This is a genomic window from Streptomyces sp. H39-S7 (assembly GCF_027158205.1).
Classification (GTDB): Bacteria; Actinomycetota; Actinomycetes; order Streptomycetales; family Streptomycetaceae; genus Actinacidiphila.
In genome coordinates, this window is sequence record NZ_JAPVLU010000010.1 from 86,367 (window position 1) to 112,683 (window position 26,317).

General features: G+C 71.6%; 30 protein-coding genes and 1 pseudogene. 17 read left to right on the plus strand and 14 right to left on the minus strand.

Annotated elements, in window-relative coordinates; translation table 11 throughout:
- Positions 1-18: 18 nt before the first annotated feature.
- Entirely contained in the window at positions 19-834 is an 816-nt protein-coding gene (locus O3X23_RS11815; protein ID WP_269271255.1) for a TIGR00730 family Rossman fold protein, read from the plus strand.
- A 19-nt stretch (positions 835-853) separates the two neighbouring features.
- Here O3X23_RS11815 and folP read toward each other — a convergent pair whose 3' ends face one another.
- Positions 854-1,714 (minus strand): dihydropteroate synthase, encoded by an 861-nt coding sequence (gene folP, locus O3X23_RS11820; protein ID WP_269271257.1) that lies wholly within the window; start codon positions 1,712-1,714, stop codon positions 854-856.
- Between the two features lie 136 nt (positions 1,715-1,850).
- Here folP and O3X23_RS11825 point away from each other — a divergent pair, with 136 nt between their 5' ends.
- Positions 1,851-2,270, plus strand: coding sequence for a cell division protein DivIVA (locus O3X23_RS11825; protein ID WP_269271258.1), 420 nt, complete (start codon positions 1,851-1,853; stop codon positions 2,268-2,270).
- On the plus strand, positions 2,263-2,898 hold the full coding sequence (locus O3X23_RS11830; protein ID WP_269271259.1) for a DNA-3-methyladenine glycosylase I: 636 nt from the start codon (positions 2,263-2,265) through the stop codon (positions 2,896-2,898). The genes O3X23_RS11825 and O3X23_RS11830 overlap by 8 nt, the downstream gene beginning before the upstream one ends.
- On the opposite strand, the gene O3X23_RS11835 is transcribed toward O3X23_RS11830, so the two are convergent.
- Positions 2,864-3,664 (minus strand): enoyl-CoA hydratase/isomerase family protein, encoded by an 801-nt coding sequence (locus tag O3X23_RS11835; RefSeq protein WP_269271260.1) that lies wholly within the window; start codon positions 3,662-3,664, stop codon positions 2,864-2,866. The two genes, O3X23_RS11830 and O3X23_RS11835, sit on opposite strands and share 35 nt — an antisense overlap.
- Positions 3,665-3,943: 279 nt before the next feature.
- Between O3X23_RS11835 and O3X23_RS11840 the strand changes: the two genes are divergently transcribed.
- Positions 3,944-4,111 (plus strand): DUF3117 domain-containing protein, encoded by a 168-nt coding sequence (locus tag O3X23_RS11840; protein WP_069464762.1) that lies wholly within the window; start codon positions 3,944-3,946, stop codon positions 4,109-4,111.
- Between the two features lie 119 nt (positions 4,112-4,230).
- On the opposite strand, the gene O3X23_RS11845 is transcribed toward O3X23_RS11840, so the two are convergent.
- On the minus strand, positions 4,231-4,896 hold the full coding sequence (locus O3X23_RS11845) for an O-methyltransferase (protein WP_269271373.1): 666 nt from the start codon (positions 4,894-4,896) through the stop codon (positions 4,231-4,233).
- Positions 4,897-5,094: 198 nt separating this feature from the next.
- On the opposite strand from O3X23_RS11845, the gene sigE reads away from it, so the two are divergent.
- The 5 genes from sigE (at position 5,095) to O3X23_RS11870 (ending at position 9,359) form a co-directional block, all read left to right on the plus strand.
- Positions 5,095-5,856 (plus strand): RNA polymerase sigma factor SigE, encoded by a 762-nt coding sequence (gene sigE, locus O3X23_RS11850; RefSeq protein ID WP_269271261.1) that lies wholly within the window; start codon positions 5,095-5,097, stop codon positions 5,854-5,856.
- Positions 5,853-6,644, plus strand: coding sequence for a zf-HC2 domain-containing protein (locus tag O3X23_RS11855; protein ID WP_269271262.1), 792 nt, complete (start codon positions 5,853-5,855; stop codon positions 6,642-6,644). The genes sigE and O3X23_RS11855 overlap by 4 nt, the downstream gene beginning before the upstream one ends.
- Before the next feature lie 89 nt (positions 6,645-6,733).
- The gene (locus tag O3X23_RS11860; protein WP_331283903.1) at positions 6,734-8,017 is read left to right on the plus strand and encodes a S1C family serine protease; all 1,284 of its coding nucleotides are present in this window, start codon (positions 6,734-6,736) and stop codon (positions 8,015-8,017) included.
- A 122-nt stretch (positions 8,018-8,139) separates the two neighbouring features.
- A complete protein-coding gene (locus O3X23_RS11865) occupies positions 8,140-8,598 on the plus strand; it encodes a sec-independent translocase (RefSeq protein WP_269271264.1) in 459 nt (152 codons plus the stop codon).
- A 146-nt stretch (positions 8,599-8,744) separates the two neighbouring features.
- Positions 8,745-9,359: a hypothetical protein gene (locus O3X23_RS11870; RefSeq protein WP_269271265.1), complete on the plus strand. Its 615-nt coding sequence runs from the start codon at positions 8,745-8,747 to the stop codon at positions 9,357-9,359.
- A 55-nt stretch (positions 9,360-9,414) separates the two neighbouring features.
- Here the strand turns inward: O3X23_RS11870 and O3X23_RS11875 are convergent, their stop codons facing one another.
- Genes O3X23_RS11875 through O3X23_RS11885 form a run of 3 tightly spaced genes read right to left on the minus strand, consistent with a single transcriptional unit; the run spans position 9,415 to position 12,449 of the window.
- Positions 9,415-10,572 carry an Mrp/NBP35 family ATP-binding protein gene (locus O3X23_RS11875; protein ID WP_269271266.1) on the minus strand — a complete coding sequence of 386 codons (1,158 nt, stop codon included), beginning with the start codon at positions 10,570-10,572 and terminating at the stop codon, positions 9,415-9,417.
- Between the two features lie 19 nt (positions 10,573-10,591).
- Positions 10,592-11,146, minus strand: coding sequence for a DUF1003 domain-containing protein (locus O3X23_RS11880; protein WP_269271267.1), 555 nt, complete (start codon positions 11,144-11,146; stop codon positions 10,592-10,594).
- Positions 11,136-12,449 carry a magnesium transporter MgtE N-terminal domain-containing protein gene (locus O3X23_RS11885; protein WP_269271268.1) on the minus strand — a complete coding sequence of 438 codons (1,314 nt, stop codon included), beginning with the start codon at positions 12,447-12,449 and terminating at the stop codon, positions 11,136-11,138. Before O3X23_RS11885 ends, O3X23_RS11880 begins: the two co-directional genes overlap by 11 nt.
- A 263-nt stretch (positions 12,450-12,712) precedes the next feature.
- On the opposite strand from O3X23_RS11885, the gene O3X23_RS11890 reads away from it, so the two are divergent.
- The gene (locus tag O3X23_RS11890) at positions 12,713-13,447 is read left to right on the plus strand and encodes a hypothetical protein (RefSeq protein WP_269271269.1); all 735 of its coding nucleotides are present in this window, start codon (positions 12,713-12,715) and stop codon (positions 13,445-13,447) included.
- A gap of 28 nt (positions 13,448-13,475) precedes the next feature.
- Here the strand turns inward: O3X23_RS11890 and O3X23_RS11895 are convergent, their stop codons facing one another.
- Complete coding sequence (locus tag O3X23_RS11895) at positions 13,476-14,003, minus strand: hypothetical protein (protein ID WP_269271270.1); 528 nt, start codon at positions 14,001-14,003, stop codon at positions 13,476-13,478.
- Positions 14,004-14,155: 152 nt separating this feature from the next.
- Here O3X23_RS11895 and O3X23_RS11900 point away from each other — a divergent pair, with 152 nt between their 5' ends.
- Positions 14,156-15,103, plus strand: a complete 948-nt coding sequence (locus tag O3X23_RS11900) for a DMT family transporter (RefSeq protein ID WP_443047828.1) — start codon at positions 14,156-14,158, stop codon at positions 15,101-15,103.
- 16 nt (positions 15,104-15,119) lie between these two features.
- On the opposite strand, the gene O3X23_RS11905 is transcribed toward O3X23_RS11900, so the two are convergent.
- The gene (locus tag O3X23_RS11905; RefSeq protein ID WP_269271271.1) at positions 15,120-16,235 is read right to left on the minus strand and encodes a magnesium and cobalt transport protein CorA; all 1,116 of its coding nucleotides are present in this window, start codon (positions 16,233-16,235) and stop codon (positions 15,120-15,122) included.
- A 443-nt stretch (positions 16,236-16,678) separates the two neighbouring features.
- Here O3X23_RS11905 and O3X23_RS11910 point away from each other — a divergent pair, with 443 nt between their 5' ends.
- From O3X23_RS11910 to O3X23_RS11925, 4 genes are all read left to right on the plus strand, one after another.
- Positions 16,679-17,266 (plus strand): suppressor of fused domain protein, encoded by a 588-nt coding sequence (locus O3X23_RS11910; protein ID WP_269271272.1) that lies wholly within the window; start codon positions 16,679-16,681, stop codon positions 17,264-17,266.
- Between the two features lie 109 nt (positions 17,267-17,375).
- Positions 17,376-18,014, plus strand: a complete 639-nt coding sequence (locus O3X23_RS11915) for a DUF6758 family protein (protein WP_269271273.1) — start codon at positions 17,376-17,378, stop codon at positions 18,012-18,014.
- Between the two features lie 85 nt (positions 18,015-18,099).
- Positions 18,100-18,957 carry a PHP domain-containing protein gene (locus O3X23_RS11920; protein WP_269271274.1) on the plus strand — a complete coding sequence of 286 codons (858 nt, stop codon included), beginning with the start codon at positions 18,100-18,102 and terminating at the stop codon, positions 18,955-18,957.
- Positions 18,958-19,043: 86 nt separating this feature from the next.
- Entirely contained in the window at positions 19,044-19,652 is a 609-nt protein-coding gene (locus O3X23_RS11925) for a MarC family protein (RefSeq protein WP_250977586.1), read from the plus strand.
- Positions 19,653-19,727: 75 nt separating this feature from the next.
- On the opposite strand, the gene O3X23_RS11930 is transcribed toward O3X23_RS11925, so the two are convergent.
- The gene (locus O3X23_RS11930) at positions 19,728-19,868 is read right to left on the minus strand and encodes a hypothetical protein (RefSeq protein WP_187145002.1); all 141 of its coding nucleotides are present in this window, start codon (positions 19,866-19,868) and stop codon (positions 19,728-19,730) included.
- A gap of 124 nt (positions 19,869-19,992) precedes the next feature.
- On the opposite strand from O3X23_RS11930, the gene O3X23_RS11935 reads away from it, so the two are divergent.
- Complete coding sequence (locus tag O3X23_RS11935) at positions 19,993-20,889, plus strand: NYN domain-containing protein (protein ID WP_269271275.1); 897 nt, start codon at positions 19,993-19,995, stop codon at positions 20,887-20,889.
- Between the two features lie 49 nt (positions 20,890-20,938).
- Here O3X23_RS11935 and O3X23_RS11940 read toward each other — a convergent pair whose 3' ends face one another.
- Complete coding sequence (locus O3X23_RS11940) at positions 20,939-21,799, minus strand: alpha/beta fold hydrolase (RefSeq protein WP_269271276.1); 861 nt, start codon at positions 21,797-21,799, stop codon at positions 20,939-20,941.
- A gap of 163 nt (positions 21,800-21,962) precedes the next feature.
- Positions 21,963-23,784, minus strand: a pseudogene (locus O3X23_RS11945) (DEAD/DEAH box helicase); the annotation flags it as partial.
- 226 nt (positions 23,785-24,010) lie between these two features.
- Between O3X23_RS11945 and O3X23_RS11950 the strand changes: the two are divergent.
- Positions 24,011-24,739 (plus strand): ferritin-like fold-containing protein, encoded by a 729-nt coding sequence (locus tag O3X23_RS11950; RefSeq protein WP_269271278.1) that lies wholly within the window; start codon positions 24,011-24,013, stop codon positions 24,737-24,739.
- Between the two features lie 35 nt (positions 24,740-24,774).
- Here the strand turns inward: O3X23_RS11950 and O3X23_RS11955 are convergent, their stop codons facing one another.
- From O3X23_RS11955 to O3X23_RS11965, 3 genes are all read right to left on the minus strand, one after another.
- Entirely contained in the window at positions 24,775-25,053 is a 279-nt protein-coding gene (locus tag O3X23_RS11955) for a hypothetical protein (RefSeq protein ID WP_269271279.1), read from the minus strand.
- Between the two features lie 111 nt (positions 25,054-25,164).
- The gene (locus tag O3X23_RS11960; RefSeq protein WP_269271280.1) at positions 25,165-25,395 is read right to left on the minus strand and encodes a DUF3107 domain-containing protein; all 231 of its coding nucleotides are present in this window, start codon (positions 25,393-25,395) and stop codon (positions 25,165-25,167) included.
- Positions 25,396-25,599: 204 nt separating this feature from the next.
- Positions 25,600-26,241, minus strand: coding sequence for a TetR/AcrR family transcriptional regulator (locus tag O3X23_RS11965; protein WP_269271281.1), 642 nt, complete (start codon positions 26,239-26,241; stop codon positions 25,600-25,602).
- Positions 26,242-26,317: the final 76 nt, after the last annotated feature.

Sequence of the window (26,317 nt, forward strand, 5' to 3'; positions counted from 1 at the left end):
GCGTCGTACGCTGCTCGCATGAGTACCGCACGCAGGGACACGGGCAACGCGCAGGAGGCGGCAGCGGCGGCCAACGAGGCGGCCGAGCGCTCTTCTCCGCAGGGACAGGGCTGGCCGGAGCGGCACACCGGACCGGTGGTCAGGCGGCGCGGCCAGGTACAGGCCGGCACCACCGACCAGCGGCTGCTGGACAGCCGCGACCCCGCGGAATGGGTGCACGGCGATCCCTGGCGGGTCATGCGCATCCAGTCCGAGTTCGTCGAGGGGTTCGGCACCCTGGCGGAACTCGGCCCCGCCGTCAGTGTGTTCGGCTCCGCCCGCACCCCCGTGGACTCCGTGGAGTACGCGGCGGGCCTCGAGATCGGCCGGGCGCTTGCCGAGGCCGGCTTCGCGGTGATCACCGGTGGCGGCCCCGGCGCGATGGAAGCCGCCAACAAGGGCGCGGGCGAGGCGGGCGGGGTGTCCGTCGGGCTCGGCATCGAGCTCCCCTTCGAGCAGGGCCTCAACCCCTATGTCGACATCGGCGTGAACTTCCGCTACTTCTTCGTGCGCAAGACGATGTTCGTGAAGTACGCGCGCGGGTTCGTCGTGCTCCCCGGCGGATTCGGCACCCTGGACGAGCTGTTCGAGGCGATCACCCTCGTCCAGACGAAGAAGGTCACCCGGTTCCCGATCGTCCTGTTCGGCACCGCGTACTGGAGCGGCCTCGTCGACTGGGTCCGCGGCACGCTCATCGAGGGCGGCAAGGCCTCGGCGGCCGACCTCGACCTGTTCCACCTGACCGACGACATCGGCGAGGCCGTGGCCCTGGTGACGAAGGAGAGCCAGGGCTGAGCCCGGTCTCGGACCGGCCCTACGCCAGCCCGCGGCGGGCGACCGCGGGCGGGCGGTGGCCCGCGATGGAGGCCACCATGTCGAGGACCTGGCGGGTCTCGGCGACCTCGTGGACGCGGTACACGCGGGCGCCGAGCCAGGCCGACACCGCGGTGGTCGCCAGTGTCCCGATCAGCCGCTCCCTGACCGGGCGGTCGAGCGTCTCGCCCACGAAGTCCTTGTTGGAGAGCGACACCAGCACCGGCCACCCGGTCTCCGTCATCTCCGGGAGCCGACGGGTCGCCTCCAGCGAGTGCCGGGTGTTCTTGCCGAAGTCGTGACCGGGGTCGATGAGGACGGCGTCGCGCCGCACCCCGAGCGCGACGGCCCGCTCCGCGAGGCCCACGGTGACCCGCAGGATGTCCGCCATGACGTCCTCGTACCCCGCCCGGTGCGGGCGGGTGCGCGGCTCGGCGCCGCCCGCGTGGGTGCAGACCAGCCCGACGTCGTGGCGGGCGGCCACCTCGGCCAGCTTCGGGTCGACGCCGCCCCAGGCGTCGTTCAGCAGATCCGCGCCGACCGCGCAGACCGCCTCGCCCACCTCGTGCCGCCAGGTGTCGACGCTGATCACGACGTCCGGGTGCCGCCGCCGCACCTCGGCGACGAAGGCGACCGTACGGCGGATCTCCTCCTCGGCGGAGACGTCCTCGCCGGGCCCGGCCTTGACGCCGCCGATGTCGATGATCGCGGCGCCCTCGGACACCGCCCGCTCCACGCGCAGCAGGGCCGGTTCATCGGTGAACGTGGCGCCCTGGTCGTAGAACGAATCGGGTGTCCGGTTCACGATCGCCATGATGAGGAGCTCGTCGTCGCCGAACTCCCGCCCGCCCAGCCGCAGCATCTGCGTGTGCCTCCCTGTAGGTCGCCTGCCGGCGACGATAGCCGCAAGGAGCCCGCGGGCCGCCGGCGGGAGGGCCCGGCGCGGGCCGGACATGGCACCATCGTGCAAACACATCGCGCGCCCCCGGGAGACGGTCTTGTTCTGGTTCATGCTCATCGCGCTGGTCGCGGTCGTCGCCGCAGTGGCACTGGCCGTACTCGGCGACGGCGGGACGCTCCGCGACGCGGATCCGGACCGGATCGACGACCGGCTGCCCGCCGACCGCCCGCTGGTCCGCTCCGACATCGACGCGCTGCGGCTGCCGGTGGCCATGCGCGGCTACCGCATGCTCGACGCGGACGAGGTACTCGACCGCCTCGCGGCGGAGCTCGCCGAGCGGGACGCGCGCATCGCGGACCTGGAGGCCACCCTGGCCGGCGCCCAGGCGACCGCCCTGGCCACGCCGTCGCTGCTGGACCCGCCGCTCTCGCTGTCGGTCCTGGACCAGCCGCCCCTGCGCCCGGACGCGCCGCCCTCGCTGCACAAGGAGCAGCCGGAGGACCACCCCCATGAGTGAGCGCTCGGCGATCACCGGCGACGACGGCCTGGCGCGCTGCCCGTGGGGGCTGTCGGCGCCGGAGTACGTGGAGTACCACGACGGCGAGTGGGGCCGCCCGGTGCACGGCGACGACGCGCTCTACGAGCGGCTGTGCCTGGAGGCGTTCCAGTCCGGGCTCTCCTGGATCACGATCCTGCGCCGCCGCGAGAACTTCCGCGCCGCCTTCGCGGACTTCTCCGTCAAGGCGGTCGCGGAGTTCACCGGGGAGGACCGGGCCCGGCTGCTCGCCGATCCCGGCATCATCCGCAACCGCGCCAAGATCGACGCGTGCCTCGCCAACGCCCACGTGGCCGCCGGCCTGGGCGCCGGCGGCCTCGACGAGCTGATCTGGTCCCACGCGCCGGACCCGGCGGGCCGGCCGGTGCCGCGCACGCTCGACGACGTGCCGGCGACCACGCCCGAGTCGGTGGCGCTCGCCAAGGACCTCAAGAAGGCCGGTTTCCGTTTCGTCGGGCCGACCACGGCCTACGCGATGATGCAGGCCTGCGGCCTGGTCGACGACCACCTGGCCGACTGCCACGTCAGGACGGGCGCCGGCGGACCTGGGGCGGTCAGCGGCCCAGGTAGCGCGGGGACTCCTTCTTGAGGAACGCCTCCACGGCGATCCGGTGGTCCTCGGACGCGCCCGCGACCGTCTGGAGCTCGTCCTCCTTTTCCAGCGTCTCCAGGAGCGAGTGGTCCGTCCCGTAGGCCAGCGACGCCTTGATCGCCGCGTACGCCACCGTCGGCCCCGCCGCGAGGCTCCGTGCCACCGCCAGGGCCTCCGCGGCCAGCTCGGCGGCCGGGACGACCTTGTTGGCGATTCCGAGCTCCAGGGCCTCCTGGGCGGTCACCTTGCGGGGGAAGAGCAGCAGCTCGGCGGCGCGGCCGTGGCCGATCAGCCGGGGGAGGGTCCACGACGCGCCCGAGTCCGCGGTCAGTGCCACTCCGGCGAAGGACGTGTTGAAACTCGCGGTGTCGGCGACCACCCGGTAGTCCGAGGCGAACGCCAGCCCCGCCCCGGCACCCGCGGCGACGCCGTTGATCCCCGCCACCACCGGTTTCGGCATCGTCGCGAGGGCGGTGACGATGGGGTTGTAGTGCTCGCGGACCGTCGACATCGTGGCGCCGGTGCCGGACTTGCGGTCCTCCATCAGCAGGCCGACATGCTCCTTGAGGTCCTGGCCGACGCAGAAGGCGCGCCCGGTCCCGGTCAGCAGAACCGCCCTGACCTGGGAGTCCGCCGCCGCGCCGCGGACGGCCTCGCGGAGTGCCACCTTGGTCTCGACGTTCAGGGCGTTCATGGCGTCGGGACGGTTCAAGGTGATGGTCGCGAGCCCGTCGCTCACCTCGTACAGCACGCTGTCGGACATGGATGATCCCCTTCGTCGCGGCTCCGGTCCTGGCCAGCATGCCGGACATCGCCACAGGCGAACATGTGACGTACGTCAAACATTCAACGGGGCGAATGCGGCACGGAACGGGAGCGCGGGGGTCGGGTATCGCGGGCTCGTCACCGAATTGGCCGGATTTGTGGGAGGGGTTTCTCGAACGGATGGGAACCGATGTTGGTCATCGGGTCGGGACATGCGGGATAATGGTCGAGAACCAATGTGTTCGAGTCCGAGCTGGTTTCAGGAAGGGGAACGAGCATGGCGGCCATGAAGCCGCGGACGGGTGATGGCCCGCTCGAGGTCACCAAGGAGGGGCGGAGCATCATCATGCGCGTTCCGCTCGAGGGCGGCGGACGGCTTGTTGTCGAGCTGACTCCTGACGAGGCGGATGCCCTCGGCGACGCGCTGAAGAAGGCCATCGCCTGACACGAGCGCGTTCCCGATAAACGTCACGGCCCCGGTTCCTGACCGTTCCAGGTCAGGAACCGGGGCCGCTGCCGTGTTCACAGGACGCTCGCCACGACGGCGGTGCGGGCCCCGGGCGGCTACTCGCCGCGGCGGACCGCGCACAGCAGGCCGTCGTCGGTGGGCAGCAGGACCGGTGCGAACGCCCGGCTGTCCCGGACCGCGCGCATCAGCTCGCGCAGCCTCACGGCCTCGGCGTCCTGGTGTGCCGCGTCCAGGGTGCGGCCCTGGGCGAAGGTCCCCTCGAAACAGACCAGTCCGCCCGGACGCAGTAGGCGCAACGATTCGTCGAGGTAGTCCAGGTACTCCAGACGGTCCCCGTCGCAGAAGACGAGGTCGTAGCCGCCGTCCGCCAGGCGCGGCAGGACCTCCAGTGCGCGGCCGGGGATGAACCGGGCGCGGTTGGCGGCGAAGCCGGCGTCGCGGTAGGCCTCGCGGGCCAGTTGCTGGCGGTCGGGTTCCGAATCGACGGTGGTCAGCACTCCGTCCGGCCGCATCCCGAGCAGCAGGTGGATACCGGACACGCCGGTGCCCGTGCCGATCTCGACGACGGCCTTGGCGTCCGAGGCCGCGGCCAGCAGCCGCAGTGTCGCGCCGGTTCCGGGGGACACAGGGCGCAGACCGGACTCGTGGGCGCGGCGCCGGGCTCGTATCAGGGCGTCGTCTTCGGCGACGAAGGCGTCGGCGAACGCCCAGCTCGCCTGCCGGTTGCCGGTAATGGCCCTCTCCCTGTCCCCGTCGGTGATGCGGCCCGCCCGGCGACTGTATCCGCCCCCAGCTACCGCTGGGTGGTGCCCCCAGGCCCGGGAACCCGTTGAGGAGATTACGCGTTAGTAGGGCGGGACCGAGAACGTGCGGTACGCGGGAAGTGCCTCCGTGCAGCCGTCCGGACCAGGTCCCCGGCGAGACAGCGCACTTATCCGGAGCTAACGGGCGAGGTGGATATGGTAGTGGCTCTACTGGAGACCACCAGAGCCGACAGGGGAGGTGCGGCTGCGGCCGGTGATCGGGGCGTGCTTTGGCATATTCCCAGGTCTTCCGGACAGCCGAAATCCGTGACCAACACTGCTGACCGTTCACGCAATGACGTACCCGCCAACGCGACGTTCGCCAACGACGGGGAGAACCAGGCGTGGACGCCTCCTTCCTGGGAGGAGATCGTCAGCACGCACAGTGCCCGCGTCTACCGCCTGGCGTACCGCCTGACGGGCAACCAGCACGATGCCGAGGATCTTACCCAAGAGGTCTTCGTCCGTGTCTTCCGTTCCCTGTCCACGTACACGCCCGGCACCTTCGAGGGCTGGCTGCACCGCATCACCACCAATCTCTTCCTGGACATGGTGCGGCGACGTCAGCGAATCAGGTTCGACGCGCTCGGCGACGACGCGGCGGAGCGGCTCCCGAGCCGCGAGCCGTCCCCCGCACAGCACTTCAACGACACGCACTTCGACGCGGACGTCCAGCAAGCCCTGGACACCCTCGCGCCGGAGTTCCGTGCCGCGGTCGTGCTCTGTGACATCGAGGGGTTGTCGTACGAGGAGATCGCCGCCACCCTCGGCGTGAAGCTCGGCACGGTCCGGAGTCGGATCCACCGCGGTCGTTCCCACCTGCGCAAGGCCCTTGAGCACCGTTCCCCCGCGGCCCGTCCGGGTCGCGCGCTGGCCGCCGCCATTCCGAAACCGGGCCTGGAGGGCGGGAGAACGTGAGCAGTAGCGGTACCGGCCAGCAACACGTCGCATGTGCCGAGCAGCATCTCGGCGACCGGCTCGCCGCGTTCGTCGACGGCGAGTTGCCCGACGACACCCGGGACCGGGTGCTCGCGCATCTGGTGACGTGTCCCCAGTGCAAGACAGCCGCCGATGAACAGCGCCGGCTGAAGAAGGTCGTGGCGACCACGGCCCCGCCGGCCCTGTCCGCAGGCCTGCTGGCCCGGCTCCAGGGTCTGCCGGGTGGTGGTGACGACGACGGAAGAGGCCCGTTCGACGGCGGCCTCTTCGGCGGTGGTGACGTCTTCGGGCAGAGCACGGCGGAGGACTTCTCCTTCCTGTCCCCGGGACCCGACCTCACCGCACCGACCGATGTGCGCTCCCGCGGCTTCCGGATCCATGAGGTCGAGCGGTCCGCGTCCGGGCCCGGTCCGGCCTCGCGCGGCCGGCGGTTCGCCTTCGCGGCGGCCGGCGCGTTCTCCATGGCGGCCATCGCGCTCGGCGGAGCGCTCCCGATGGACGCGGCGATGGACAGCGGCGCCCGACCCGAGGAGCAGGGCCCCGCGGTCGCCCCGCTCGGCGTCGCCGACCCGGTCGTCGACCTCAAGCCGCTGCGGAACGACCTGGTGAGCTCGGCGCAGGACCGCTATCTCCGGCACCCCCCGCTGACGAGCGTGACCCCGGCCTCGGTGACCCGTCAGCTGACGGCGCCCCTGGCGGTCACCGCTTTCGCATCGGCCGCGCCGTCGACCCCGGCGGCCACTCCCGGACCTGCCGCCCACCGCTGACCCGCACGGGCACTCCTGACGGGTACGGCTGACGCCATCCGGCCGCGTGGCACTTGCGGACATCCGCACACCGCCCGCAGGCTCGAAGGATGAGCGATGAGGCCGACCGGCCGCAGTGGTGGAGTCACCCGGGCGGCCCGGTGCCCGGCGCGAGTGGTGCGGCGGCGCCAGGACCCGCCGCGGGCGAGGCGTTCCCCGACCCGTACCTGCAGAACCGCATGCCCGGCGGCCACCCCGGACCCGCTCCCCGCGAGCCGGTTCGTCCCCGTGGCGGCCGGGCGGCCCCGCTGATCGCGGGTGCGGCGCTGATCGCGCTGCTCGCCGGCGGGATCGGCGGAGCGGCCGGCGTCTACGCCGAGCGGCACAGCGCCCAGCCGAGCGAACCGGTGACGCTGCCCCAGGCCTCCGAGGTCATTGCCGACCGCGCGAGCGACAGCGTCGCGGGGATCGCGGCCCGGACGCTGCCGGGCGTCGTCTACATCCATGTGAAGGGCTCCGCGGGCGAGGACACCGGCACCGGGTTCGTGCTGGACACCAAGGGCCACATCATCACCAACAACCATGTCGTCGCCTCCGCCGGCAAGGGCGCTGACATAGAGGTCACCTTCACCGGCGGTCAGCGGAGCAAGGCGAAGGTGGTCGGCGTGGACAGCGGCTACGACCTCGCGGTCGTCGAGGTCAGCGGGGTGTCGGGACTGCGGCCGCTCGTCTTCGGCAACTCCGACTCGGTGCGCGTCGGTGATCCGGTCGTCGCCATCGGCGCCCCGTACGGCCTCGAGGGCACCGTCACCGCCGGCATCATCAGCGCCACCCGCCGGCCCGTCACCGCCGCCGGCAGCACCGACGCCACCGACGTCAGCTACGTGGACGCGCTGCAGACCGACGCACCGATCAACCCCGGCAACTCCGGGGGCCCGCTCGTCGACGGGCAGGGGAAGGTGATCGGCATCAACAGCGCGATCCGGGCGGCCGACGACGGCGGCCCGGCGGGCGGCCAGGGCGGCAGCATCGGGCTCGGCTTCGCGATCCCGGCCAACCAGGCCAAGCGGGTCGCCGAGGAACTGATCAACACGGGGAAGGCCACCCATCCGGTGATCGGGGTGAGCGTCGACATGGCCTACGAGGGGGACGGCGCCCAGGTCGGCGGCAAGGCGGACACCGCCGCCGTGGCCCCCGGTGGTCCGGGCGACCGGGCCGGCATCAAGGCCGGCGACGTCATCACGGCGGTCGACGGGGAGCGGGTGCACCGCGGCGAGGAGCTGATCGTCAAGATCCGCAGCCACCGGCCGGGTGACCGCCTCACCCTCACCCTGCTGCGTGCCGGATCGGAACGTACGGTCGAGCTGACCTTGGGTTCGGCCACCGGGGACTGACCCTTTACCTGGTGGCGACGTACTGTTGGCCCAAGCCACTCCCGCGCTGACCGCGCGGCCGGGTACGGTAAGCGGACCCGGACCCTGCCCACCCGGCTGTGGACGTCCCAAGGAGCTGCAAGGTGTTCTTCGACATAGGCCCGATGGAGATGATCGCGCTCGTCATCCTTGCGGTGCTCGTCTTCGGCCCGGACAAGCTGCCGAAGGTCATCCAGGACACGATGTCGTTCATCCGAAAGGTGCGGGCCTTCTCGGACAGCGCCAAGGAGGACATCCGCAAGGAGCTGGGCCCCGAGTTCAAGGACTTCGAGTTCGAGGACCTGAACCCGAAGACGTACATCCGCAAGAACATCCTGGAGAACGAGGAGCTCGGTCTCCAGGACCTGCGCAACGGATTCGACTTCCGCAAGGAGATGGCCGAGGTCACCGATGCCGTGAACGGCACCGACACCACGGCCGCGGCCGCCTCCGCGGGTGCCGCGGGTGCCGCGAGCGCCCCCACAAGCACTCCGGACCGGCTCCGCAAGCGCGAGGCGCTGGACAAGGACGAGCCCCCGCCGTTCGATTCCGACGCGACCTGAGTCAACCCGTTTGTCCCGATCCACCCCTTGGGGTGGCTATTCTCCATGTGTTCGCCATCACCGTGCGCCGTTTTGGCCCCCGGGCCCGGCTCCGGTCCGGCAAGATGGCGAGTCGCCCAAAAGGGCATGGAGGAGGCGCCACCCCGATGGAGACGAAGACCGGCACAGCGGATCGAGCGGTCGACGGCTACTTGATGGCCGACTTCCCGTGGTACGGGCTGGACGAGGCGTTCACCGGACGCCGCTGGCTCACCGCGGTGGGCACCAGCGCGGACGGAACCGTGGAGCACGGCTCGATAGGGCATGGCGATGAACCGTCCATCAAGGCGGAGACCACCGACCCCGACGCCCAGCGCTTCGCCGTGGTCGTCACGGTCGCCCGGCGTCCCGGCCGCCGCAGCGCGGACGGCACCGGCGTACTGGAGGCCACCTCGGTGTCCTCCGCGGCCTGGCTGGCGGGCTCAGGCCTGCTGTCCTGCACCTGGCCGACCCACATGGAGCGCGCCCTGCGCCAGGACTGGCTCGACCAGCAGATCGCGACCGCCTGGGATCTGGCCGACGACCTGGGCGGCCCCCACTGGTCGACCCTGACGCTCCCGGTGGACGGCGAGCCCACCGCGTTCCACTACCGGGAGTCGGAGTACGGCTGGGTCCTGGCGGGCTCCGCGCGCGGCGCCCACCTGGGCGCGTACGGGCGCGGCATGAGCGCCTACGGCCTGGGGCTGGCCGTGGTGAAGGACGTCACGACGTACGACGGCTGAGCGTGCACATGACGGTGCCCCCGACCGCCCTGCGGCCGGGGGCACCGTCATGTGCTCAGAACTTGTTGCGCGGGGTGATCCCCAGTGACATGCCCGCCAGGCCGCGGGCCCGGCCGCCGAGCTTGCCCGCGATCGACTTCAGGGCGAGCGCCGCGGCGGAGTCCGGGTGGCTCAGGACGACCGGACGGCCGTCGTCGCCGCCCTCGCGCAGCCGCACGTCGATCGGGATCTGGCCCAGCACCGGCACCGTCGCGCCCGTGGTCCTGGTCAGGCCCTCGGCGACCCGCTCGCCGCCACCGCTGCCGAAGACGTCGACGATCTCGTCGCAGTGCGGGCACGGCATCCCGGACATGTTCTCCACGACGCCGACGATCTTCTGGTGGGTCTGCACCGCGATGGAACCGGCGCGCTCCGCGACCTCGGCCGCCGCCTGCTGAGGCGTCGTCACCACGAGGATCTCGGCGTTCGGCACGAGCTGCGCGACGGAGATCGCGATGTCGCCGGTGCCCGGCGGCAGGTCCAGCAGCAGGACGTCCAGGTCGCCCCAGTACACGTCGGCGAGGAACTGCTGCAGCGCACGGTGCAGCATCGGTCCGCGCCACACCACGGGCGCGTTGCCCGGGGTGAACATGCCGATGGAGATGACCTTCACGCCGTGCGACGACGGCGGCATGATCATGTTCTCGACCTGCGTCGGCCGGCCCTCGACCCCGAGCATGCGCGGTACCGAGTGGCCGTAGATGTCCGCGTCCACGACGCCGACCTTGAGGCCGTCGGCGGCCATCGCCGCCGCCAGGTTCACCGTCACCGAGGACTTGCCGACGCCGCCCTTGCCGGAGGCGACCGCGTAGACCCGGGTCAGCGAGCCGGGCTGGGCGAAGGGCACCTCGCGCTCGGCGGTGCCGCCGCGCAGGGCGCCGGCGAGCTCCTTGCGCTGCTCGTCGCTCATGACGTCGAGTTCGACGGTGACACCGGTGACGCCCGGGACGCCCTCGACGGCCGTGGTGACGTTCGTGGTGATGGTCTCGCGCATCGGACAGCCCGACACCGTCAGGTAGACGGCGACCTTCACGGTCCCGTCGTCCGCGATGTCCACGGATTTGACCATGCCCAGATCAGTGATCGGCTTGTGGATCTCCGGGTCGTTCACCGTCGCGAGCGCCGCGCGCACGGCGTCGGCGGTCGGAGCGGATCCGTGTGTGTCGGTAGCCATACGGTCGATGGTACGGCGCTTACCGGTCTGTTCCGCCGTCGCCTTCGTCACGCCGCTCCTCGAGCTCCTTCAGCAGATCCTGGAGCTCGGAACGGATCCAGTCGCGGGTGGCGACCTCCCCGAGATTCATCCGCAGCGACGCCACCTCCCGCGTCAGGTACTCGGTGTCGGCGATGCTGCGCTCGTTCTGCTTGCGGTCCTGCTCGTGGGTGACGCGGTCGCGGTCGTCCTGCCGGTTCTGCGCGAGCAGGATCAGCGGGGCCGCGTACGACGCCTGGAGCGAGAGCATCAGCGTCAGGAAGATGAACGGGTACCGGTCCCAGCGCATCGAGTCCGGGGCGAAGATGTTCCACAGCACCCACAGGATGATGAGGACGGTCATCCAGACGATGAAGCGCCCGGTGCCCAGGAAGCGCGCGATGCGCTCCGAGAACCGGCCGAACTCCTCCGGGTCGTAGGCCGGCAGCAGCCGCCGCCGGGTGGGACGGGGCTGGTCCAGGCGCACCCGCGGCCGCGGCGGGCTGCCGGAGCCGGCCGAGGACTTCGCGCGCTCGCGCTCCACGTCAGCGGGCATCGTCGGGCCCGCTCTCGTCCGCGCGCGTGTCGCCCACGTGGTAGGCGGCCGTGGCACCGTGCAGGTCGGTCTCGCGCCAGTCGTCGGGCAGCAGATGGTCCAGCACGTCGTCGACCGTCACCGCGCCGAGCAGCGATCCGCTCTCGTCCACGACGGGCGCCGAGATCAGGTTGTACGTGGCGAGGTAGCTGGTCACCGCGGACAGCGGGGTGCCGGGCGGCAGCGGCAGCAGGTCGGTGTCGACGATGGAGCCGACGAGGGTGAACGGCGGGTCGCGCAGCAGCCGCTGGAAGTGCACCAGGCCCAGGTACTTGCCGGTCGGGGTCTCGTCGGGCGGGCGGCACACATAGACCTGGGCGGCGAGCGCGGGGGAGAGGTCCGGGTTGCGGACCCGGGCGAGCGCGTCGGCGATCGTCGCGTCCGGCCGCAGCACGATGGGCTCGGTCGTCATCAGACCGCCGGCCGTACGCTCCTCGTAGGAGAGCAGCCGCCGCACATCGGCCGCGTCCTGCGGCTGCATCAGCGTCAGCAGGCGCTCCTGGTCGACCTCCGGGAGCTCGGAGAGCAGGTCGGCCGCGTCGTCCGGGTCCATCGCCTCCAGGACGTCGGCGGCGCGCTCCTCCTTGAGCTTGCCGAGGATCTCGACCTGGTCGTCGTCCGGCAGCTCCTCCAGGACGTCGGCGAGCCGGTCGTCGTCCAGGGCGGCGGCGACCTCGCCGCGGCGCTTGGGCGACAGGTGGTGCAGGACGTTCGCGAGGTCGGCGGGGCGCAGCCGCTCGAAGGTGGCGAGCAGGTTCTCGGCGCCCTGCCCGTGCTCCTCCAGCGAGAAGCCGGTCACGGCCGACCAGTCCAGGGTCAGGGTTTCCCCGCGCCGGCGAAGGGCGCCGCCCTTGCCGCGGCGGACGAAGACCTTGTCGATCTCCCATTCACGGCGGGCCGGCAGCTGCACCATCGAGATGTCCAGCACGGTCACCTCCTCGCCGGTCGCGACGATCTTGACCCGTCGGTCGAGCAGTTCGCCGAGGACGAGGGTCTCGGTCGGCCGCTGCTCGAAGCGCCGCATGTTCACGACGCCGGTGGTGATCACCTGCCCGGACTCGACGCCCGTCACCCGGGTCATCGGCAGGAAGATCCGCCGCCGGCTGACCACCTCGACGACCAGCCCCAGCACCCGCGGCGGCTTCCCGCCGACCCGCAGCATCACCACGAGGTCCCGGACCCGGCCGACCTGGTCGCCGCCCGGGTCGAAGACCGCGACGCCCGAGATGTGCGAGATGAACACGCGCGGGGCACCTGCGGCCATGCGGTGCCTCCTGGCGTCGTGCCGGTCACGGTTCGTCGCTGTCAGGCTAACCCGCCGGGATCTTGGCTGCCGCACGGTGCTGCTCCGCGCTGCCGCGCACCGGTGCGCGTCGCTCCGCGCGAGGGCGACGCGAAGGTGACGGGGAGGCCGGAGGGTGCCGTCCGGCGCGGAACGGTTCGGTCCGGGTCTCGGCAGGGAGCTGTACGCTGCGGTAGCTTCGGGTCCCCCACCCCCGTTCCCCTGCCGCTGGAGGAAGAGAAGACGTGTTTCCCGGCCGCCGATCCGCTGTCCTCGTCGGGGCGCTGTGCGCCGGACTGGCGCTCGCCGGCTGCGGCGGCGGCGGCGATCCGGACGCGGGAACGAACGGGGTCGCCAAGCTGCCCCCCAAGACGATCGAGCAGCGGGCCCGCGACGCCGCCGCGGCGGCGCCGACCGTACGGCTCTCCGGCACCGTGGTCAGCAAGGGGAAGACGTACAAGCTCGACATGCGGCTGCGCGCCAACGGCGGCGTCGGGGACGTCACGACGCAGAGCAGCACGTTCCAGCTGCTGCGGGTCGGCGCCGACCTGTACCTGAAGGCGGGCGCCGACTTCTACGGCGACGCCGGGGCCGGCAAGGACAGCCAGGCCGCCGCGGCGAAGCTGAAGGACAAGTACGTCAAGGTGCCGGCCGGTGACTCCGCCTACCAGCAGTTCAGCGGCTTCACGGACAAGAAGGTGCTGCTCGACGCGCTCTTCGCGCTCAACGGCGAGCTGTCCACCGGCGACCACCGCAAGGTCAACGGCGTCCGCACCATCGCCCTCGCCGCGGACGGCGGGGGAGGCGGCACCCTCGACGTGTCGCTCGAAGGCAGCCCCTACCCGCTGCGGTACGAGCGGGCGGGCGGCTCCGGCACCCTGACCATGGCCGACTGGGGCAAGGACTTCGCCCTCGCGGCGCCGGACCCCGCGCATGTCGTCGACTACGGCAAGTCCGTGACGGGCACCTCGGGCGGCTGACACCGCCCGGTCCGTACGGGTCGTGCCGTCAGGCGCGCTTCTTGCGGCGCGCCAGCAGCCGCGGCAGCGCCTCCGGCATCGGCTGCCGGGTCGTGGCGGGGGAGGGGACGGGACCGGCGGCGCCCGAGCCGTCCGGCATGGCGCCGGGCTGCTCGCCCGGCGGTCCCGACGGTACGAGCCGCAGCACCTGGCACTCCCGCGCCCAGCGGGCGGTCATCGTCTCCGCGTCCGGCGCGTTCAGCCGCTTGCCCTTGAGCTCCTCGACGGCGGCGGTCCACTCGTCGCTGTCGGGGGCGAGCACGGAGACGGCGGCGGGCCACGCGACCAGCCGGCCGCCCTTGTCCTTGCTGCGCACCGTCACGACCGCGGTGCCGCCGTCGGCCAGCCCGCCCAGCGGCTGCTCTCCGGGGCCGCCGCCGACGACGCACATCGCGCCGTCCACCCACGCGTGCCACACCGCCTGCGGCGGGCGGCCGGTCGGGGCCTGGACCCAGACCAGGCCGGACTTCTTGGTGGCCTCCTCGACGAGGGCCGTCTGTTCGGCGGTTTCCGTCATGGGGCTCACCTTATGGGGTGAGCCCTTCCGGGCGGGGCCCCTCCCGGCGTCCCGTGCGGGCCCTCCAGCGCGGTCCGAGCGTCGGACGACAGGAGCATGCTCTTGTCACGGGCCTTACGCTGGTCGATGACCCTTCCGACCGAGGAGAACCCGTGTCCGCCGAGCCGCGCACCGTCGCCCCGCCTGCCGCCGTGTCACCCGCGGCAGCCGTCGCGCACCGGCCGCTGGACCTCACGCTGCTGGCCGTCGCCATCGCCGGCGTCTCGTTCTCCGCCCCGCTGATCGCGGCGACCGCCGCCCCGGCGCTGGCCATCGCGTTCTGGCGGAACGCGATGGCGATAGGGGTGCTCACCCCGTTCGTGCTCCGCCACAACCTCGGCGAACTGCGCCGGATGGGCCGCCGCTCGCTGCTGTTGTCGGTGGCGGCGGGCGCGACCCTCGCGCTGCACTTCGGCCTGTGGCTGCCGAGCCTGTCGATGACGTCGGTCGCCACCTCGACCGCGCTGTGCACCACGACCCCGATCTGGACCACGATCATCCTGCGGATGCGCGGCCACCGGCCGCCCCGCCTGGTCTGGGCGGGCACGCTGCTGGCTGTGGTCGGCGTCGTCATCCTGACCGGCATCGACATGTCGACCGACACCCGCGCGCTGGGCGGCGACGCGCTCGCGCTGGGCGCGGGCATGGCGGCGGCCGCGTACGTGCTGCTGGGCGCCGAGGTCCGCAGGAGCGCCAGCACCACCGCGTACACCTACATCTGCTACTCGACGACCGCGGCGGCGCTGCTCGTGGCGTGCCTGGTCTCCGGCGCCTCGCTGGGCGGGTACAGCGGGGAGACGTGGCTCCAGCTCGTCGCGCTCACGGTCGCCGCGCAACTGCTGGGCCACTCGCTGCTGAACCGGGTGGTGCACGGCCTCGGCCCGTCCACCACCTCGACGGCGATCCTCCTGGAGACACCGGGCGCGGCCCTCATCGCGGCGCTCTGGCTGGGCCAGACGCCCCCGGCCATGGCCTACCCGGCCCTGGGCGTCATCCTCGCCGGCCTGGCCCTGGTCATCCTCGCGGACCGCCGTCCCCCACCCGGCCCGGCCGGCGTCTGAGGCCACGTCGGGCCGGCTACAGCCAGCCGTTGCGCCGGAATCCGCGGTGGATGCTGAAACAGATGGCGACGGTCGCGCACAGCACCATGGGGTACCCGTACCTCCAGTGCAGCTCCGGCATGTGATCGAAGTTCATCCCGTACACGCCGGTGATCATCGTCGGGACGGCGAGGATCGCCGCCCATGCGGTGATCTTGCGCATGTCCTCGTTCTGCGCGACGGTCGCCTGCGCCAGGTTCGCCTGGAGGATCGAGTTGAGCAGGTCGTCGAAGCCGACCACCTGCTCGTGGACGCGCGCCACGTGGTCGGCGACGTCACGGAAGTACTTCTGGATCTCCGGGTCGATCAGCCGCATCGGCCGCTCGCTGAGCAGCTGCATCGGCCGCAGCAGCGGCGAGACCGCCCGCTTGAACTCCAGCACCTCGCGCTTGAGCTGGTAGATCCGGCCGGCGTCGCCACCGCGCGCGGACTTGCCCTGCGCGGCGGAGAACACGTCGATCTCCACGTCGTCGATGTCGTCCTGCACCGCCTCGGTGACGGCGAGGTAGTCGTCGACCACCTGGTCGGCGATGGCGTGCAGCACCGCCGAGGGGCCCTTGGCGAGCAGCTCGGGGTCCTCCTCCAGCCGGTGCCGCAGCGCGCGCAGCGAGCCGTGGCCGCCGTGCCGGACGGTGATGACGAAGTGCCGGCCGGTGAAGACCATGACCTCGCCGCTCTCCACCACCTCGCTGGTCGCGGTGAGTTCGGTGTGCTCGACGTACCTGATGGTCTTGAAGACGGTGAACAGGATGTCGTCGTAGCGCTCCAGCTTGGGGCGCTGGTGGGCGTGGACCGCGTCCTCGACGGCCAGCGGGTGCAGCCCGAACACCTCGGCGATGCCGGCGAACTCCTGCTCCGTGGGCTCGTGCAGCCCGATCCAGACGAACCCCTCGCTGCGGCTGCCGCTGCGCACCTTCTCCAGGGCGGCGGCGGGGTCGATGTGGTCGCTGCAGCGGGCGCCGTCACGGTAGACGGCGCAGTCCACGACCGCGCTCGTCGCGCTGGGCGTACGGGTCGCGCCGTAGTCGTATGAAACGGCGCTCTTGCGCAGGGAGGGACGGACCACTGCACGCAGGTCACGGATCATCGACATGGCAAGCTCCTTCACGGACTGGCCGACGGCACGGAGGCCGCACTGAAATGCTGATCAAGGCAGGGTGATCACAAGGCAGTTCAGGGCGCTCTTCCGGCGCGGTGCCCGCGGCAGGCGTTGATCCAGGGAGGAAGTCGGAACTCTGGGACTTCCGTGTTTCCCGGCGACAGTGCCGGGTATGGAACGCGAGGGTTCAGCCGGCGAGGCGGCGGAAGGAAGAGCGGGCAGGACTGCACGGTCGACTATGATCCATGTCAACCCCACCTCCTCCGGCCGATCCCCGCTGAGGGATGACGTGTACCCATGGCAACGCCGGACTTCACGGCGGCCAACGCCCCACCTTAGCAAGCGCCTGGAGCGCTCCTGCCCGGCTTTGCCTCTTCCATACGCTTCCCTACGTTTCCCCTACCTGCCGCGGGCGCGGCGGACCTATGCTCCGCGGTATGGGCGATCTTCTTCAGCTGGTCGAGGCGCGACTGCACTCGACGTTCGGTGAGCGGCACAGCAGGGCGGCGGTGACCTTCCTCGGCACCGACCGCATCGAGGTGCTGCGCTTCGTCGACGGTGACGTGCTGCGCTACGCGACGCTCGGGATGTCGCGTCAGCCGATGAGTGATCCCCTGGCCACCGTCGCCGACCCGCTGCGCGGCCCGCGCGCCGAACTGGTGCTGTCGGTACGGTCCGGGCTCGCCCCCGTCGACCAGGTGCTGCGACCGCTCGCGGTACTCGCCGCCTCGCCCCAGGTCGAGGGTGTCGTGGTGGCGCCCGGCGCCTCGCTGGACGTCGGCGGGCCGTTGTGGACCGGCGCGCCGTTCTCCGCCGTGCTGGTCGCGGAGTCGGGCGGCCTGATCGAGGACCTCGCCCTGGAGGACCCGTTGGACCCGGTCCGGTTCTTCCCCGTGCTCCCCATGACCCAGAACGAAGCGGCCTGGAAGCGCGTCCACGGCGGCGCCGCGCTGCAGGAGCGCTGGCTGAAGTACGGCACGGACCTGCGCGACCCGCTGCGGGCGTCGGTACCGCTCACCGACTGATCCCCGGGCGCCCGTCGCGGGGTGCCCGCCGTTCGTCCGGCTGATCTCTCGACGCCGGACGGGTGATCGTCCTTGACGCGGGCACGTCGCGGGAGGACCGTTGGGCCCTATGAGGGGCGAACCCAGTTGCCCGAAGTGCGGTGGCCGGGTGCGAGCGCCCGGCCTCTTCTCCGATGCCTGGCAGTGCGGAGTGCACGGAACCGTGTATCCGCTGCAGCCGGTGGTTCCGCCGAGCGTCGAGGCGCTCGGGGTGGTGGTGCACCGCGCGCAGGTGCCGGTGTGGATGCCCTGGCCGCTGCCGGTCGGCTGGCTCTTCTCCGGCGTGGCCTCCGCTGGCGACGACCGCAGCGGCGGGCGGGCGACCGCCGTGGCCTGCTCCGGTCCCGGCCCGCTCGGCGGTCCCGGCGAGCTGCTGCTGATCGCCGAGGAGCTGGGCGTGGGGCTGGGGGCGCGCTACGCGGGCATCCCCGGACCCGATCCCGGCCCTTCGATGTGCGTGGACCAGTCACCGCACACCAAGGTGCTGGCCGCGGGCCGGCCCAGCCCGCTGTGGCACGTGAAGGACGCGCCCGGCGACCGGGCGGTCTTCGCGGGGGAGGCGCTCGGGCTGTGGCTCTGGGCGATCGTGTGGCCCGAGCAGACCGGGTTGATGATGTACGACGAGCTGGTGCTCACCGATCTGCGGGACGCGGGGGCGGAGATCGACCTGCTGTCGTGCGGCGCCCTGTCACCCCGGCTGCTCTCCTGAGATTCGCAGGTTCCCCGGCCCGCTATCCTTATTTTCCGAAAGCCTGTGCCGTCCACCACCTGTCGCCGTTGGGAGCTGAGCCGCCGTGCGTATCGACCTGCACACCCACTCGACGGCCTCCGACGGTACGGACACCCCCGCCGAGCTGGTGCGCAACGCCGCGGCCGCGGGTCTCGACGTCGTGGCGCTCACCGACCACGACACGGTCGGCGGCCATGACGAGGCCGCGAAGGCGCTGTACAACCTCGGGTCGTCACTGACGCTGGTGACCGGCGCGGAGCTCTCCTGCAAGGTCGACGGCATCAGCATGCACATGCTGGCGTACCTCTTCGACCCCGCGGAGCCCGAGCTGTTCCGGGAGCGCGAACTCGTCCGTGACGACCGGGTGCCGCGTGCGCGGGCCATGGTCGGCAAGCTCCAGGAGCTCGGCGTCCCGGTCACCTGGGAGCAGGTCGCCGCGATCGCCGGTGACGGCTCCGTGGGCCGGCCGCACATCGCGACCGCGCTCGTCGACCTCGGTGTCGTGGACAGCGTCTCGGACGCGTTCACCGAGCGGTGGCTGGCCAACGACGGCCGCGCGCACGTCGAGAAGCACGAGTTCGACCCCTTCGACGCCGTACGCCTGGTCAAGGCGGCCGGCGGCGTCACCGTCTTCGCGCACCCGGGCGCCCACAAGCGCGGCGAGACCGTTCCGGAGAGCGTCATAGCCGCGCTGGCGGATGCGGGACTCGACGGCATCGAGGTGGACCACATGGACCACGACGAGGCCACCCGGGCCCGGCTGCGCGGCTTCGCCGCCGAGACCGGGCTGCTCGCCACCGGCTCCAGCGACTACCACGGCAGCCGCAAGACCTGCCGGCTCGGGGAGTGGGTCACCGACCCCGAGGTGTACCGGGAGATCGCGCGCCGGGCGACCGGCGCCGTTCCGATCAGCGCCGTCTGACGCCCTTCCCGCCTTCTGGCGGGCCTCGACGCCCGGCGTCCTGTTCGTTCTGCCGGACCGACCATCTCTGAAAGCCCCCACTGAACATGCTCGACGTCACCCTCTTCGGGTCGGTCTTCGTCACGCTCTTCGTGATCATGGACCCGCCCGGGATCACCCCGATCTTCCTCGCACTGACCTCCGGGCGCGCCACCAAGGTGCAGCGGCGGATGGCCTGGCAGGCGGCTTCCGTCGCCTTCGGCGTCATCACCGTCTTCGGCCTGTTCGGCCATCAGATCCTGGACTACCTGCACGTCTCCGTCCCCGCGCTGCGGATCGCCGGCGGTCTGCTGCTGCTGCTCATCGCGCTCGACCTGCTCACCGGCAAGATGGACGAGCCGACCCAGACCAAGGACGTCAACGTCGCGCTGGTACCGCTGGGGATGCCGCTGCTCGCCGGGCCCGGTGCGATCGTCACGGTGATCCTGGCGGTGCAGAACGCCCACGGCTTCGGCCAGCAGGCGTCGGTGTGGCTGGCGATCGCCGCCATGCACGTCGTGCTGTGGCTGGTCATGCGCTACTCGCTGGCGATCATCCGGCTCATCAAGGAGGGCGGTGTGGTGCTGGTGACCCGGCTCTCCGGGATGCTGCTCTCGGCCATCGCCGTTCAGCAGGTGGCCAACGGGGTGCTGGGGTTCGTGCACGGCGAGGGCTGACCCGGTCCGGTGCGCGCAGACGCAAAAGCGCCCCTGTACGTCCTTCGTACAGGGGCGCCGTCGTCGAATGCTGTCCTAGATCGCCGGGCGGATGTAGATCCGCTGGCCGATGGCCGCGGCCTGCTGGACGATCTTGTTGACGGCGGCGGCGTCCACGACTGTGCTGTCCACAGCGGTGCCGTTCCGGTCGTCGAGTCGCATGATCTCGAAGCGCATGGTGCTTCTCCCTTCGTCGCACTGTCCATGAGTAGTCAACGAACCCCCTCGGTAAAACATTCCCTACGCTAATGAAAACTTTTCCGAGCCTAAGTACTCGTGAGTACGGGACAATGGCGGACCTATGGACAACGACAACGCGCTGGCCGCCATGGCCGCCGGTATCGAGCGCACCAACGAGCTCCTCCAGCGGGTGCTGGCCGAAGTCGCCACCACTCCCGCCACCCACGCCGTGTTCGTGGACGCCGGCTACGTCTACGCCGCCGCGGGCCGCCTCGTCGCGGGCACCGAGGACCGGCAGACCTTCGACCTGGACGCCGAGGGCATCATCGAGGCGTTCATCGACAAGGCGCGCTCTCTCTTCCCGGACAGCCGACTGCTCCGCGTGTACTGGTACGACGGCGCCCGCCGCCGCATCCACACCCGCGAGCAGGAGCGCATCGCCGAGCTCCCCGACGTCAAGGTCCGGCTCGGCAACCTCAACGCCAGCCGCCAGCAGAAGGGCGTCGACTCCCTCATCCGCACCGACCTCGAATCGCTCGCCCGGCACCGCGCCATCAGCGACGCGGTCCTCATCGGCGGTGACGAGGACCTGGTCTCCGCCGTCGAGGCGGCCCAGGGGTACGGCGCGCGCGTCCACCTGTGGGGCATCGAGGCCACCGAAGGACGCAACCAGGCGGACCCGCTGCTCTGGGAGGTCGACAGCCAGCGCGCCTTCGACCTGGAGTTCTGCAAGCCGTACGTGACCCGGCGCCCCGCACAGGAGTACGGCGACGGGCCGGTGCCCTCGCGGGTGGACGTGCACTTCGTGGGCGCCCGCATCGCCGGCCAGTGGCTCACCACCCGGGGCCGCGACACCCTCGCGGAACTGCTGCCCAGCCGGCCGTACCTGCCGCCGAACTACGACCAGGAACTGCTCGTCGAAGCCGAGGGCCTGCTCGGCATCTCGCTGCGCGGCCACGCCGACCTGCGACGTGCGCTGCGCGACGGCTTCTGGGACCACCTCACCGCCCAGCTCTGACTCCTCACTCGCGACACGGCTCGGGCCGGCCGGCCCGCCGCGTCGGCGCTCACTCGTCCTGCGGGCTCCAGAAATCGATCAGTGCCTCGGCCGTCGCCTCCGGCTGCTCCACGTTCGGTGAGTGCTCGGCGCCCTTGACGACCACCCGCCGCGCGCCCAGCCGCAGCGCCATGTCGTCCAGCCACTCCGGCGGCCACGCGTAGTCGACCGCGCCGGAGAGCACCAGGATGCGGATCGGTACGGCGGCCAGCTCGGCGACCCGGTCCGGCTCCCCGATCAGCTGCTTGCCGGTCGCGATCAGCTGCTCCGGGACATTGCCCATCCAGCGCCGGTACAGGAACTCCCCGACGGCGGGCGGCACGTCCGGCGCGTCGGCGTTCTCCGCGTCCATCGCGCGCATCGCCTGCCAGACCGCCTCCATCCCCAGGGAGGGCAGCGCCTCGACGAGCATCCTCGTCCGCGCCTGCTGCTCGGCGTCGATGGCGGCAGGGCCGGAACTCATGATCGTCAGCGACGCCCACGACAGCTCCGGTGCGCCGATCGCGGCGGCCCGCACGATCAGCCCGCCCAGCGAATGGCCCAGCACGTGCACGGGTCCCGTACCGCCCAGCGCCTCGGTCTGTGCGAGGACGTCGGCGGCCAGTTCCTCCTGCGCGTACGCGCTCTCCTCGGCGGGTCCGCCCGACTCGTGCTGCCCTCTGCCGTCGACCGCGACCACCCGGTAGCCGGCCCGGGCCAGCGGGTCGAGCAGCGCGATGAAGTCCTCTTTGCTCCCGGTGAACCCGGGCACCAGCAGAGCGGTCCCCAGGACCGCCGTGCCCGCGTCCAGCACCGCGAACGTGCCCCTCGCGGTGTCGAGGCGGTACGCGCGGGCCCCTTCGGGCAGCTCGAGTGTCGGAGGTCGGCTCATGCCGAGAGATTACGTGACCCGTGTGTACGACAGGTTGCGGACAGCGACGGAATGCCGACGGAATGCCAACGGATTGCCGACAAATACCGACGCCCCCGGTAGAGACCGGGGGCGTCGGTGTTGCTGCGGGTGTCCTGCGGACCGGTCAGCCGTCGGCCGGCTCGGCCTTCGCGGGACGGGTACGGCGACGGCGGCGGGCCGGCTTGGCCTCGTCGCCCTCGGCGGCGGGAGCTTCGGCCGGAGCGGCCTCGGCCACGGCCACCTGAGCGCCCTCGGCGGCCGGAGCCGCGGTGCGGGTACGGCGACGGCGGCGCGGGGCCGCCTTCGTCTCGCCCTCGGTTCCCGCGGGGGCCACGGCTTCGGTCACGGCCGCGTCGACCGCGACGGCGGTCTCGGCGGCAGCGGTCTCGGCCACGGCGGTCTCACCGGGGACGGCCTCGCCGGAACGGGTGCGGGTGCGCTGGCGCGGGGTGCGCGTCCGCGGCGGCCGCTCCTCGGTGACGGTCGCCGCGGCGGCGACGACGGGCTTGCGCCCTCCGCCCTTGCCGCGGCCACCGGTCTCGCCCAGGTCCTCGACGGTCTCCGCGCCGAGGCCGGCACGGGTCCGGTCGGCCCGGGGCAGTATGCCCTTCGTGCCGGCGGGGATGTTGAGGAGCTCGTAGAGGTGCGCGGAGGTGGAGTACGTCTCCTCCGGCTCGTCGAACGGCAGGTCCAGCGCCTTGTTGATGAGCTTCCAGCGCGGGATGTCGTCCCAGTCCACCAGCGTGATCGCGATACCGGTCCGGCCGGCGCGGCCGGTGCGGCCGACGCGGTGGAGGTACGTCTTCTCGTCCTCCGGCGACTGGTAGTTGATGACGTGCGTCACACCGTCGACGTCGATGCCGCGGGCGGCGACGTCGGTGCAGACCAGCACGTCCACCTTGCCGTTGCGGAAGGCGCGCAGGGCCTGCTCGCGGGCGCCCTGGCCCAGGTCGCCGTGGACCGCGCCGGAGGCGAAGCCGCGCTGGGCGAGCTGGTCGGCGATGTCGGCCGCGGTGCGCTTGGTGCGGCAGAAGATCATGGCGAGGCCACGGCCGTCGGCCTGCAGGATGCGGGAGACGAGCTCGGGCTTGTCCATGGAGTGCGCGCGGAAGATGTGCTGCGTGATGTTCGCGACAGTCGCGCCCTCGTCGTCCGGCGAGGTGGCGCGGATGTGCGTGGGCTGCGACATGTAGCGACGGGCCAGATTGATGACCGCGCCCGGCATGGTGGCCGAGAACAGCATCGTCTGGCGCTTCGGCGGCAGCATCGCCATGATCCGCTCGACGTCGGGCAGGAAGCCCAGGTCGAGCATCTCGTCGGCCTCGTCCAGGACGAGGGCGCGGACCGACTTCAGGTTCAGCTTGCGCTGCCCCGCCAGGTCCAGCAGCCGGCCGGGGGTGCCGACGACGATGTCGACGCCCTTCTTCAGGGCCTCGACCTGCGGCTCGTAGGCGCGGCCGCCGTAGATGGCCAGGACGCGCACATTGCGCACCTTGCCGGCGGTCAGCAGGTCGTTGGTGACCTGCTGGCACAGCTCACGGGTGGGGACGACGATCAGGGCCTGCGGCCCGTCGGGGAGGTCCTCGGCCTTGGCGCGGCCCGCCTCGACGTCGGCGGCGACGGTGACGCGCTCCAGCAGCGGCAGGCCGAAGCCCAGCGTCTTGCCGGTGCCGGTCTTGGCCTGGCCGATGATGTCATTGCCCGCCAGGGCGACCGGAAGGGTCATCTCCTGGATGGGGAACGGATTGATGATGCCGACAGCCTCAAGGGCTTCGGCGGTCTCGGAAAGGATTCCGAGGCTGCGGAAAGTCGTGGTGGTCAGGATGCTTGCCTCTTCTGTGAGACGCGGCACTGGGCTGTGAGGGGGGTCGAGCGTCCGCGTCCGGAAGAGAACGCCGGGCGCTGACCGCGCAGGTGTCCAGCCGTGAGTGGCTGTGAAGCGCGGGACCACTGCCCTCGCACATGCCGCGAGTGGGCCCCTCCTGCTGTCAGGAGGGCGGTCGGTGTAGGAGCCGATCGGGCCACCGACCGGGCATCCAGTTACTGCGTGCAGTGCACAGGAAATTGCCGAAAATCGGCGGGGTGCATTACCACTCTACCCCGGAATCACGCAGCTGCACCCGATCAATTGTTTCGAGTGGGACTACGGGGGTGGTCCGGCGGGACGCGGACTTGGCTATTGTGCGCAGCATGGAGACGCCTGACGAGACGACCGCACCTTCCACCGGAATCGCTGCCCTGGACTGGGCAGGAGCCTCCGCGGACCCGCACTACCGGGCCGCGGTGGTGGATCTGCTGGGAGCGCTGGCCTACGGCGAACTGGCCGCGTTCGAACGCCTCGCGGACGACGCGAAGCTCGCGCCGGAGCTTGAGGACAAAGCGCAACTGGCCGCCATGGCGGCGGCCGAATTCCACCACTTCGAACGGCTGCGGGACCGGCTCTCCGAGATCGGCGCCTCCCCGAAGGAGGCGATGGAGCCCTTCGGCGCGGCGCTGGACGAGTTCCACCGGCAGACCGCTCCGTCGGACTGGCTGGAGGGCCTGGTCAAGGCCTACGTCGGGGACTCGATCGCCTCGGACTTCTACCGCGAGGTCGCGGCACGGCTCGACACCGACACCCGCACGCTCGTGCTGGCCGTGCTGGACGACACCGGCCACGCCAGCTTCGCCGTCGAGAAGGTCCGCGCCGCCATCGAGGCGGACCCGCGGGTCGGCGGCCGGCTCGCGCTGTGGGCGCGGCGGCTGATGGGCGAGGCGCTGTCGCAGGCGCAGCGCGTCGTCGCCGACCGTGACGCGCTGTCGACGATGCTCGTCGGGGGAGTGGCCGGCGGTTTCGACCTGGCGGAGGCGGGCCGGATGTTCACCCGGATCACCGAGGCGCACACCAAGCGGATGGCGGCACTGGGACTCGCCGCCTGACGATCACTGGAGCTGCTGGAGCTGCCGGCTAGGCCTCAGGCTCGCCCCGCGACCGAGTGGCGGAGAAAGCGCCGGTCGTCCGCGGGGCGGATGAGCAGGCTGAGCAGCGCCGCGGCGACGAGCGCCGACGCGGGGAGCGTGAGGGCCGCGTGACCGCCGCCGAGGACGGCACGGGTGATCAGGCCCCCGACCAGGGCCGCGATCGGACCGGTGGCGAGGACGAGGGTGCGGGACGGGAAGCGTGTGGGCAAGAAGTGCGTGGCGGCGTAGGCGATGCCGAGACCGAGCGCGGCGAATGCGACTGCTTCCCACATGAACTGGGTCCTTCCCGAGGGGCCGACCGTGCATAACGGTCCTACCCATTCGGGGCGCCGGACAAAACGGAGGGCCCGCACCCGGTTTCGGGTGCGGGCCCTCCGTCGTCGTCACATCGACGCGCCGAAGCCGACCTTCCGGCTGGCGGGCTGGCCGATCTCCACGTACGCGAGCCGGTCTGCGGGGATGAGGACCTTGTGGCCGTTCTCGTCGACCAGGCTCAGGAGCGTCGAGGTGCCGGAGACGGCGTCCGCGACGGCCTTCTCGACCTCCTCGGCCGACTGCGCGCTCTCAATGCTGATCTCGCGCGGCGCGTGCTGCACGCCGATCTTGACCTCCACGGCTCTGTACCTCCAGGTCTGGCGGTGTGCGCGTCTTCGCGCCGTACGCAGGAAACACTAGCCGGGCTCGGAGGTGCCGAATCCGAAGATGGGGAACGCCGGTAGCGAACAGCGACGGGGAATAACCGGCGGTGGCCGTCCACGACGGCCGCCAGCGCGGGCCGACGGCCGTCGATCAGGGCCGTCGACGCGCGCCGGCGGCCGTCAGTGGTGGCCGTCCGTGCCGTGCAGCGGGAAGCCGGCGATACCGCGCCAGGCCAGCGAGGTGAGCAGGTTGACGGCGGTGTCCCGCGGGATCTCGCTCTTGCTGGAGAGCCAGTAGCGGGCCACGACCTGGGAGACGCCACCGAGGCCGACGGCCAGCAGCATCGACTGCTCGCGGGGCAGCCCGGTGTCCTCCGCGATGACCTCGCAGATCGCCTCGGCGCACTCCAGCGAGACCTTGTCGACGCGCTCACGTACCGCGGGCTCGTTCGTCAGGTCCGACTCGAAGACCAGCCGGAAGGCGCCGCCCTCGTTCTCCACGTACGCGAAATAGGCGTCCATGGTCGCCTCGACGCGCAGTTTGTTGTCGGAGGTGGAGGCCAGCGCGGTACGCACCGCTTGCAGCAGTGACTCGCAGTGCTGGTCGAGCAGCGCCAGATACAGCTCCAGTTTGCCTGGGAAGTGCTGGTACAGGACCGGCTTGCTGACGCCGGCCCGCTCGGCGATGTCGTCCATCGCGGCGGCGTGGTAACCCTGGGCGACGAACACTTCCTGGGCCGCGCCCAGGAGTTGTTCGCGCCGGGCCCGGCGGGGCAGGCGGGTGCCGCGCGGGCGTGCCTGAGTCTGCTCGATGGCTGTCACGCCGCCTCCCAATCTGTTGAAGGAACACTGCGGGTGCCATCGTACTTTTCGGTAACGGGGCTGTGCGCGGTGCGAG